This window comes from Salinicoccus siamensis (assembly GCF_055391965.1).
This window is the reverse complement of the sequence record NZ_AP043766.1, coordinates 1-9,910: the sequence shown is the minus strand read 5'-3', so window position 1 is coordinate 9,910 and position 9,910 is coordinate 1. Positions and strand designations below refer to the sequence as shown.

Sequence of the window (9,910 nt, the reverse complement as noted above, 5' to 3'; positions counted from 1 at the left end):
AAACACCGGAGATCTATTTATAGATCCATCTGTTTTAATAAGACTTTGAGTGGAGAAAAGCCCCCTAAAAATCCAAAAATAAATCAGCTTCCCTGAGTGCCATGCAGCACGGCCGGGGTTAACCCCACACCCGATCGGCCACATGAAATTTGATCGGGAGGGTGTACCCCCTTGAACTGCGCACGGCCTCAATCTGCCGTTGAATCCGAGGGACTGCCACGATATACACGACCCCGTTCAATTCATCGTGTGCATACATCCGCGCATAGCGCTTTAAAATCTCCTCATACTTGCCTTTCGATTTTTGGGTCAGCTCATATTCAATCGCTAGGGCCTGTTTCCGCCCGTCCACCCGTTTGATATGCAAGTAGCCGTCCGGCACTTTGCGCTTTACAGTGTCGATATTACGGGAGCGTTTCCAGTCCGAAGTCGCATCCACCTGCTCAATCAGATCGTCATCAATCAATTCCCGTTCCGTGGTAAATCCCACTTGGGAGACGGCATCTTTCGTTCTCAACCGCAGATACTGTTTTATGATATAGTCCGCCACCCGCAAATCATGCACCAACTCGGATTGGTTAAGTGTCCGCAATGCATGCATTGGCTCACTCACTAACCCGGTGGCCCCTGGTGTGATATAGACATAATAGAGTGGCCCAATATTTCCCTTTTTAATATAGCCCCGTTTCGTCAAAAACCGCAGTATCTTATATAACATATGCCGACTAATTGCCCCTTCGAAAAACGCAAACAGCGTCTTGTTTCCGATCACCCCAAATCGATTGATCAGATCCAACACCTGCGTTTTCTGTGCCCCAATAATCTGCATACCTGCCCCTCCTTTTTTCATATACGCCCACTTTAATGCACCATTCACATCCATTTTCATTTTCACTTATCCGTCGCTTCAATTGCCATTTTTAATGCCTCACCCATCAACCACCTACCCACCCCATCCCGCTCTATATATCTTGTCTGGTTCCACTTCATTTCTAAATACTGTCTAAACACCTTCCAATAGACGCCCGCTGCCGACACGCCCCACATCCCCTACAGCCGCCCACACACTGCCATTTTATCCTTGACCTCCCAATCGGGCACGTAGTGATTGGGAGGTCAAGGATTGAGAAGGGTAACACACCCCTTCGAATATGGCGGCCGTGGGCGGCGTGACGGGTATGCGGGCGTCCATAACCTGTCTAAATGCAAACGGACGCACTGACCCCCTGTTTGCCCCCCCTTTATACCCCCATTTAGAAAGTGTTTGGAAACATCATATCTCCAAAATCACACACTGTGACGATCGGGAGATGAGGGATACGCCCCATTAGAAAAGATGTAACACACCCTGCAACACCGGTCACAGAAGAATCTGTCGTTAGATCAATCAAGCCATTGCAGTTCTAAAATCGGCCGCATTGGTATAGGCATAGACATCGTCATAGAACTCACCATTAAACCCAATGTGCAGCAGGGTTCGATTCAAATAGGCATAGAGATTATAGACGGGCTCGCCTTCGCCGCGGTGGTACCGACGGAGGGCTTTAACCAAGGATTCCAGGCCATAGGTGATGGCATCATTCTGTTGGATGGCGTCTAGATCAAATGTGGCCAAACGATTCACAGCGGTCTTGTATAGGGCAGTCAATTGGGCGTCACTGAAGAAGGGGATGAATTGGTGGTAAATCCCCTCGGGTACAATGCGATTGGCGAATGTGGCATTTTTGATGTTGTCGATGCGGGTTAATTTCATTTTTTTGCGCATGCGCTTATATTTACGGCCTGTACTACTAAACAGAGAATTTAATAGTTTTAAAGAATACATAGTTTGTTTTTTGACCTTGATGTACGCAAATGCTTGCTGTTGTTGGCGTTTGACGGCCGTTTTCACCGTGTTGCGATGCGACGCTTTACGATATGACACATGCTTTTTTTGAATGGCTTTCTGCTGATCGATTCGATTGATGATGTAGATGTTCGCACCCTTGCCGCCGGATTTTTTACGGGAGGTGTTGGCCACTGTAATGAAGCCATTGTCGGCCAAGTATTTGAGATGACGGTGGATGGCACGGGTCGACCGCCCCACCGCATTGGCAATCGTCGCCACCTTCAGATGTGACACTCCGATCACCTTACAGGAATGTTGTTTTAAGACATTGAGCGTCTCATAGTGTGGTTTGCTGATACGGGCATTGAATTGGCGGACGGTCGCATCCATTTCTTGGATGCTGTCGAAGTTTTGGTAGTCGGTGAAGTGGACGAGTGTGTAGTGTGTGGTCATGATTTCCAGTCCTTTCGGTTCAGAAAAGCAAAAGAGTGTCGCCGTAAGTCTACGGCGACACTCTTAGAAAAAATGACCCTTCGTTATCTTGAATCCTTGTAAAATAGTTTAAAAATCGCTATAATACGGGTATCATAAAGATAACGAAGAGTACCTAAGTGTTTGCCGTGGGGGATTCACGGTGAGCGATTACAGGATAGTTGGTAGCTGTCCTGTAATGCAGGTACTCTTTATATTTTCCGTTCAGTTATTTACAGATAATTGTATCGGTTTTCATGAAGTAGTGCAAACTATAATTACATATTGATTATAATCGACCAAACAGGCGGGCCCAGAAACCGCCTGTTTTTTTATGTGCTTGTGGGGCATCGATTACTTCGTTATCCTCCTGATTTTGGGGGAGTTCCGTAGCACTGTCTTCTGAAAATGGGGCTTCACTCTTCTCATCTTCTTCATTTGTGTGTGTAGATGTTTCTATCTGTAGGTGTTGTGCCTCTATTTTCTTTAATCGCTCATCTAAATCCTTTTGATTGGTTAAAAGGTGCTCTAAAAGCGTAATAGCATACTCTAGGCGTTCACTTTTACCGTCTGGCCCATTAATCTCTTCATTGACTGCATTGGCCTTTGAAGGGGTTTCCTGGACATCTAGAAGTGCCTTGAATTCATCCAACCGTAGAACCACTGATTCGGCAGCGTCCTGTACGCCCTTTTTTTCCTCCTTGACCAAGCGCACCATTTCGACAACGGCCATCCGATCCAATTCATTAAACAATCGATTTTGACGATTATCTCGTTCTATCTCAGGATACCCTTCCGTTTCTTCTAACACCCGGACATATCGCCTGATGGAATGTTCAGATGCGCCTGTTTCCTCTATCAAATTGATGGTTTGATAATATCTTTTTGGGTCATGTGTGGACAATGGATTATCTCCTTTTCATATGATGAAATGCACGGCACACGTTTAGCGTGTGTACTCGAACGCCTTCGAACATGCACGCCACACGTGTGGCGTGCATGATATTATATAAAACCTTATTTAAAGGCTTTAATTAACGTTCACTAGATATTTTTCATTATACATAATAAATGCGTCAGTTAATGGCGGTGTACACTTTAACTCATTAAATTTAAGAGGATATTCTGAAATGTTGAGCGAGACCTTAAAAAAAGACGCGGTATTTGACGCGTCTTTTTTTAAGTGCTAATATTACCTTGAGTTGACTCAAATATTAGATTTGTAAGTTGCTCAATATCGGCGTCGGCTAATTCTTCTGATAAATATTCATTTCCTAGTGTATTCAAAATTATTTTGTAATCTTCTACAATATTTTGGTTAATAATTGGAGCGTCTATTTCTTTCCAACTGTTATAGGCGAGAGCTTTAAAATCAGGGCTTTGTTCTTCTAGTACTTTGAGGATTGTATTATTATGATATCGAAATTGCTCTATCACTTTTGGAAATGAAACATTATTATGTACATACTTACCACCAGCCGAAAAAAGATCTCTTATTGAAGGGCTATAATAAAAATAAGTCGATATTAAATATTCCGTAACCCTTTTATAATCACTCTTGGATTTTAAGATATCTTGAGGATATAAGATTAATAATTCAGAGATCAATTCATCCTTTTTACCTTTATCTAAATCTTTTATCAATGTAGGGAGAACATTTTCAGGTTCAGATATGTACCACTGTGCTTTATTGGAATTCTCTCTTAGTATTTTTTGGACGTATGAATTTTTTTCTAGTTCACTCATTTCTCTGATAATGTCATACTCAGATTTAGAATTAAATATACTGTTTTGAGTGTCCATATTAATAAAGTATCTTGGTTTATGAGTGACTTTTATATCTTCTGTCACAGTCCAATATGGAGCGTATTTAACTTTATAATATGGCTCATTCTTCTTTTTATTAATTGTGCCGAATAATAAATAAATATCTTGATAATCTTGAGAACTTATACTTTCAAATACTGATCCCCCATTGTTGATCCAAGAACCATCTGTTCTACTTTTTAATTCTAATCCATATTTAATATTGTTTATAAGAATGTCTATGTCAGGAAAATGATGTCCATAATTTTCTCTGAATTCGACGCCATCAATATCCCATTCTTTAATCACATCATTAAACAGTACTTCAAAACCATTATAATTTCCTTTGGAAACTAAATACTTTTCTTCAGCAAGGGTATTTTCTATTTTATCTTTTATTTCGGATAATAAATCATGTATTGAATATTCCATAACTACACCTCTTTTTAAATTTATAGATAAGGATGAGATAAATGACTAACACATACTACGAGAAAGATATAAGTACAATAAATACTAAAACTTTACAAATTCCTAATGATATTAAGCCGTTAAACATAGTAAGTTTATTCTCTGGTGCAGGGGGCATGGATTTGGGCTTCATTGGAGACTTTAAATTTTTAGATGAATATTATGATGGGAATCCTTATAACATTGTATTCGCTAATGATATTTTTAAACAAGCTGCAGATATTTATGAATACAATTTCAAACATAAAGTTGAAACGACAAGCATTACCGATTTAGATTTGAATGAGCACTTGCCTAATATAGATGTTGATGTTGTATTGGGAGGGTTTCCTTGTCAGACCTTTAGCTACTCTGGAAAGCGTAGCGGGTTGAGTGATCCACGAGGTCAGTTATACATGCAAATGATTAGAGTACTAAAACATTATAAGCCCAAAATTTTTATTGCTGAAAATGTAGATGGTATAAGAAACTCCAAAAAAAATAATGTTGGTGCGAATGTTGATCAATCAGCGTTAGATACCATATTAGAGGATTTTGATGAAAGTGGCTATGATGTTCAATACCGTATATTAAACTCAGCAAATTTTGGCGTACCTCAAATTCGTAAAAGAGTTATTATAATGGGTATTCGAAAAGACTTAGGCAGTGTTGAAGATCAATTTTATCCTATGCCTACAAATGATCAATTCGGCAATGAAACCGGTAATAAATGGCTTACTGCTAAAGATGGTATTGATGATTTATGGGAAAATATAGATGCGACTGTCATACCCAACCATACGTTCCGTGATTATTCTAAAGCTAAGTTTTATCCAGGTAAAAAAATGCAAGGTAATAATAGAATTTTTCCAGATAGACCAGCTCCTACTATCAGGGCGGAGCATCATGGTAATATAGAAGCTCATTATAGATATAGTAAAGAAGAAGAAGATGTTACTGGATGGAGAAGATTAAGTGTAAGAGAATGTGCACGTTTACAGTCATTCCCAGACTCATTTAATTTTGTAGCAAGTGCGTCTTCGTCATATAAAGCAATAGGTAATGCTGTTCCACCTGTAATGGCATGGCATATAGCTAGAGCTGTATTTCACACTTTAGATAAACTTGGTTTGATTGAATTTAATAAACAAAAATTAAATGGATAGGACAACAACCCAGGTTGAAAGTCTTGGTATAATTAAATTTACAATACTATTCAACACATTCAAGTCATCTTTTGAGGTATTGTTAATAAAATTCTGGCCGCATAAACAAATGTAAATCTGTTTATGCGCCCAGAATTTTATTCATTTATCACTGTTAAAAATTCATCAATTTAAATGTTCAGCTTATGTCGATTAATCACATTATATATGGTCCCCTTTGATACCCCTGTCAGCTTCATGATCTCATTAATAGAATGCTGTTTGCTCTGATAGAGTGAGACAATCATTGCTACTTTTTCTTGCGTAATCTGGGGGCGTCCCCCGACTCGGCCCCGTGCACGAGCCGCATCTAATCCTTTTTTTGTTCTTTCACTGAGTAGATTCGCTTCCAGTTCTGCGAAGCCACTCATCATGGTAAAGAACATTTTTCCCATCGCATCTCTTGTATTAATGTTCATATCAATAATTTCCAACTCTATATTATTATTTTCAAGATGTTGGGATAAATCGATTAGTTGTCTTGTGGTGCGGCCCAATCGATCCAATTTCGTGATGACCAGGGTGTCGCCCGATCGCAAGTAATCGAGACAGTTATCCAATTCGGTTCTGTTATATTTGCGCCCACTGACCTTTTCCGAAAAGATACGCTCACACCCGACCGCTTTCAATGTATCGATTTGACTATTCAAGTTCTGATCACGGGTACTGACCCGCGCATAGCCCACTTTAGTCATGTTTTGACTCCTTTCTAATCTGCTTTATTGCATCAAATACGCACTCTCCCCCAGTTCCACTTCATAAAACTGGTCTCACAGTGCATGGCATCGTTCAAAAACTCATATACTTTCGAATAATATGGACATTGATTAGTATACTGGTTTTTGGACTCAATTTATATGAATAAAGGCCGATTTCATAGATGTGACAAATCTTCCAATAAACGGTCGATTATTAGACTTTTTAGAGTATGCTAAAATAAATAAAAAATGAGGTGAAACTAGTGTCAAATATAAAAAATTACGTGAAAAAAATAAGCGACGTTGAAAAGGCGATTAAAAAAGATTTAAAGTGTTTAAATTCTCGAAAGTATAAACAACTATTATGTGATTTTGAATATGAGAGTGGTGAAATTTCTGATATAAATGCGATAATACCAGAAAATCTAATGAAAAATGAAGAAGAGAGAAATAAAATTAAAGCAAAAATTGAGGATTGTGTGCCTGAAAATACTAGTGGAGTATATGTTTTTAAAGTAGTAGAATGCCTATCAGAGGGTGCTTCAGTTTTTGATAGCAAATGGGAGAAACATCGTGAGAACAAAAAGACTCCTGCATTAATTAAGAAGAATAAGGAGTCTCCTATTCTTTATGTAGGAAAAGATAATAACTTACGTACAAGACTATTAAATCATATATATGGAGTGTCAAAAGACCAAAAAACTGGGGAATACCTTTGGCAGAGTACCAGTGGTTTAAAATTAAGTGGATTTATTATAGATAATCCAGATTTTAAATTTAAAGTAGAGTTTTTTTATATTATAAAAGGTGATTCTGACGATAAAACTTATATGCTATTAAATCAATTAGTTGAAAAAGTACTGCATGATCAACTGAATCCAAGATTAGGATCTTCTATGTCATAAAATAATTTAATTTACAAAATAAAACTATAAGGGGGTTAGTTAATGAAATTTTCTAAATTAAAGATGGTAGATAAATTATCTTCCCATGGCTTAATTTATTTTAACAATGTTGAAGAGCCAAAAAGCGGTTTACTAGAATATAATGACAACCAGATAAATTTAACTTTTGTGGTAGAGGGCTTCTTAGATACATTAGAAGAATTAGAGCTCAATATAACAAGTATTACGTTCATTACCAGTTTGGGGGAGAAATTAGAACTACGTGGTGGGATTGTAATAAATTCAAAAAATAATTCTAACAATATCACTACTGTCGAAGTTATCTACCAATATCTGTTACTAGATACCAAGCCCCAAGTTGAATCAGAGTCAGAAGAAAATAATTATAATAATTTTAAAATATACTGTTCGTACTTTAAAGACATATTTACAAACTCACCTTTTAAGTACGGGAGAAAGAAAGAGGACCGGTTTCATAGCAGTGTTGAACTAAATTTAGAGAGTACTCTGGGAGTATGTCTAATAAATAATCGTGTAGAAGTAACAGATTTTATTCTTGCAAATCAATATAACCGTGGTGAAGATTTCGACTTAAAATTTGATTATACTCCATTTTTAAATTTTAAATTCAAAGAACCTCAATCATTCAACAATATCATTTCACTAGCAATGAAAATTCGTAATCTAATCTCTTTTATTACTGAACATCAAATTAAAGTAGAAGAATTATATATATCTAACAAAGAGAAAAATTATAAACTATTCTGGGCGAACGAATATAACATACAAGTATCTAAACCTTCTAATGAGTTGATTTTTCAAGTTAAACCTTTTTTAAAAAGAAGATTTTCTGAATTTATTGATGGATATTTTAATAATGAAGACAAGCTCACTGATATATTTGATACTTACGTTAATAATATATATAAGCCAATATATGAGGATGATTATTTACTTTCACATATAATCATTTTAGAAGGATTGCATAGAAGGTTTATTTGTGAACAAAAAAGAGACTTGAAAATAAGATTAGAAGAAATTTTCAAAAGTATAGACAAGGAAATAATAGATTCAATCTTTTCTGAGATTGAATTAGATGAAAAAATTATATCTTACTTAAAGGATTTTAGACATTACCACTCACATTTTTTTGATGTTAATGAGAAACCTCAAATAGATGTCGATAAAATCGAAGTTGCTAAATTACTTAGAAAAGTAATAAAAGAATTCATTTATCTTAAAATTAATATTGGAGAATCATATATACTTTCAAAACCTCAACAATATAAATTTAAGAGCTTTAATAATCTACAATAGAAAATTTGTTCAATATTCATTTGCCAAATCATGACTGGTTAAAAATTATAGGTATATATTTCTATTATAAACACTTCGCACTCTTAGGGTAGACCCTAAATAGACAGTATGATGACATTGGGACTACTGGATTTAGAGTGTATCATTAGGATGCCTTTTAATTTTGCTCAGAAAAAATGTTAAATGAAAAACGTGTTAGAACATAGCTATAAATATATCAATTTTTAAAGAAAGGAAACGTGAAGATGGAAGAGAACAAACGCGTGTATGGATATATTAATCAGCTCGGTAAAGAAATAAAAGTCGCATTTAAAGATGGCAAAGCAATGCGCGGAAAATTGTTGTTTGCAGGAAAGTATGAAATTTATTTAGATGTGGATGGCCAGGAAGTCACGATATTCAAACACGCAATCAAGTATATCGTTTAAACGCTGTCTGATAAAAACACCATTTCCCTAACCCACAGAGTGAGCTATACCCCGAATGATGGCAGTGAATAAAACGACCATTACTCGGGGTTTTCTATGTCCGATCAGAAATCTTTTTCTAATACTGCTCTGACTCATTCACTGAAAGTGACTTCTTTTTCTTGCGCAATCATTTTTAGCCGAACCGTCTCTTGTTCATCAAAATCTTTTACATCAATTCGTGCCATCTTTTATCAATCTCCTTCCAATTTAGATGTACCTCAACAGGTACATTTGTAATATTACATCAAAAAATAGCTGTTTTCATGTACTTAAACAGGTACATTTGGTTAAAATCCGGACGGAAAAGTATATTGTCGGCACTGCCGACATATCAAGGTTTTTGAGGTTTTGTAGGATGAAAATCCGGAAAAACCTCCTTATGCTCTTACTGCATTTACTGATTTTCAGCTTTTGTATTTCATTTTAAATAGAATACACTCTAAAAATAATTGGAAATCCATCTTCCAAATCATAAGTTGAAGCAAATCTCATGGGGTTATTTAATCGACTTGCTGTCGCAGAATGATGTAGAAGTGACATACTAGACCCATAATTAAGATGGGTACAATGGCAGTGGGATTTTTAGTTAAAACGGAGAAATGGGAAGCGCTGCATAAGAAAGGGAAAGAATAGATGCAGGATGGCATGTCAGAAATCCAAATAAGCGCATATGAGCGTTCAAATCATGTTTAGGGTGCTTTCCTATGATTTAAGTCCTTACAAGTGTTTTGAAGGCTCTTTTTGATGTTTTGATATATAT

The 9,910-nt window shown here is 36.6% G+C and carries 9 protein-coding genes; 4 read left to right on the top strand and 5 right to left on the bottom strand.

The window, feature by feature from the left end; translation table 11 throughout:
* Nucleotides 1-118: 118 nt before the first annotated feature.
* From ACZ5LF_RS11250 to ACZ5LF_RS11235, 4 genes are all read right to left on the bottom strand, one after another.
* A complete protein-coding gene (locus ACZ5LF_RS11250) occupies nucleotides 119-829 on the bottom strand; it encodes a hypothetical protein (RefSeq protein ID WP_464759868.1) in 711 nt (236 codons plus the stop codon).
* A 558-nt stretch (nucleotides 830-1,387) separates the two neighbouring features.
* Nucleotides 1,388-2,281, bottom strand: a complete 894-nt coding sequence (locus ACZ5LF_RS11245; RefSeq protein WP_380572284.1) for a hypothetical protein — start codon at nucleotides 2,279-2,281, stop codon at nucleotides 1,388-1,390.
* Nucleotides 2,282-2,588: 307 nt separating this feature from the next.
* The gene (locus ACZ5LF_RS11240) at nucleotides 2,589-3,203 is read right to left on the bottom strand and encodes a hypothetical protein (RefSeq protein WP_464759866.1); all 615 of its coding nucleotides are present in this window, start codon (nucleotides 3,201-3,203) and stop codon (nucleotides 2,589-2,591) included.
* A gap of 275 nt (nucleotides 3,204-3,478) precedes the next feature.
* Nucleotides 3,479-4,537, bottom strand: coding sequence for a hypothetical protein (locus ACZ5LF_RS11235; protein ID WP_464759864.1), 1,059 nt, complete (start codon nucleotides 4,535-4,537; stop codon nucleotides 3,479-3,481).
* Nucleotides 4,538-4,578: 41 nt separating this feature from the next.
* Here ACZ5LF_RS11235 and ACZ5LF_RS11230 point away from each other — a divergent pair, with 41 nt between their 5' ends.
* The gene (locus ACZ5LF_RS11230; protein WP_380572245.1) at nucleotides 4,579-5,721 is read left to right on the top strand and encodes a DNA cytosine methyltransferase; all 1,143 of its coding nucleotides are present in this window, start codon (nucleotides 4,579-4,581) and stop codon (nucleotides 5,719-5,721) included.
* Between the two features lie 170 nt (nucleotides 5,722-5,891).
* Here ACZ5LF_RS11230 and ACZ5LF_RS11225 read toward each other — a convergent pair whose 3' ends face one another.
* Complete coding sequence (locus tag ACZ5LF_RS11225; protein ID WP_380572280.1) at nucleotides 5,892-6,455, bottom strand: recombinase family protein; 564 nt, start codon at nucleotides 6,453-6,455, stop codon at nucleotides 5,892-5,894.
* A 266-nt stretch (nucleotides 6,456-6,721) separates the two neighbouring features.
* Here ACZ5LF_RS11225 and ACZ5LF_RS11220 point away from each other — a divergent pair, with 266 nt between their 5' ends.
* The 3 genes from ACZ5LF_RS11220 (at nucleotide 6,722) to ACZ5LF_RS11210 (ending at nucleotide 9,108) form a co-directional block, all read left to right on the top strand.
* A complete protein-coding gene (locus ACZ5LF_RS11220) occupies nucleotides 6,722-7,363 on the top strand; it encodes a GIY-YIG nuclease family protein (RefSeq protein WP_464759876.1) in 642 nt (213 codons plus the stop codon).
* A gap of 42 nt (nucleotides 7,364-7,405) precedes the next feature.
* Nucleotides 7,406-8,680, top strand: coding sequence for an ApeA N-terminal domain 1-containing protein (locus ACZ5LF_RS11215; protein ID WP_380572265.1), 1,275 nt, complete (start codon nucleotides 7,406-7,408; stop codon nucleotides 8,678-8,680).
* Between the two features lie 245 nt (nucleotides 8,681-8,925).
* Nucleotides 8,926-9,108 carry a hypothetical protein gene (locus ACZ5LF_RS11210; RefSeq protein WP_271402494.1) on the top strand — a complete coding sequence of 61 codons (183 nt, stop codon included), beginning with the start codon at nucleotides 8,926-8,928 and terminating at the stop codon, nucleotides 9,106-9,108.
* The last annotated feature ends 802 nt before the right edge of the window (nucleotides 9,109-9,910 follow it).

What these genes read in the sequence shown, in the direction of transcription:
- ACZ5LF_RS11215 (WP_380572265.1), top strand. Translation starts at nt 7,406, where the DNA reads ATGAAATTTTCTAAATTAAAGATGGTAGATAAATTATCTTCCCATGGC.
- ACZ5LF_RS11245 (WP_380572284.1), bottom strand. Translation starts at nt 2,281, where the DNA reads ATGACCACACACTACACACTCGTCCACTTCACCGACTACCAAAACTTC.
- ACZ5LF_RS11225 (WP_380572280.1), bottom strand. Translation starts at nt 6,455, where the DNA reads ATGACTAAAGTGGGCTATGCGCGGGTCAGTACCCGTGATCAGAACTTG.
- ACZ5LF_RS11250 (WP_464759868.1), bottom strand. Translation starts at nt 829, where the DNA reads ATGCAGATTATTGGGGCACAGAAAACGCAGGTGTTGGATCTGATCAAT.
- ACZ5LF_RS11210 (WP_271402494.1), top strand. Translation starts at nt 8,926, where the DNA reads ATGGAAGAGAACAAACGCGTGTATGGATATATTAATCAGCTCGGTAAA.
- ACZ5LF_RS11230 (WP_380572245.1), top strand. Translation starts at nt 4,579, where the DNA reads ATGACTAACACATACTACGAGAAAGATATAAGTACAATAAATACTAAA.
- ACZ5LF_RS11235 (WP_464759864.1), bottom strand. Translation starts at nt 4,537, where the DNA reads ATGGAATATTCAATACATGATTTATTATCCGAAATAAAAGATAAAATA.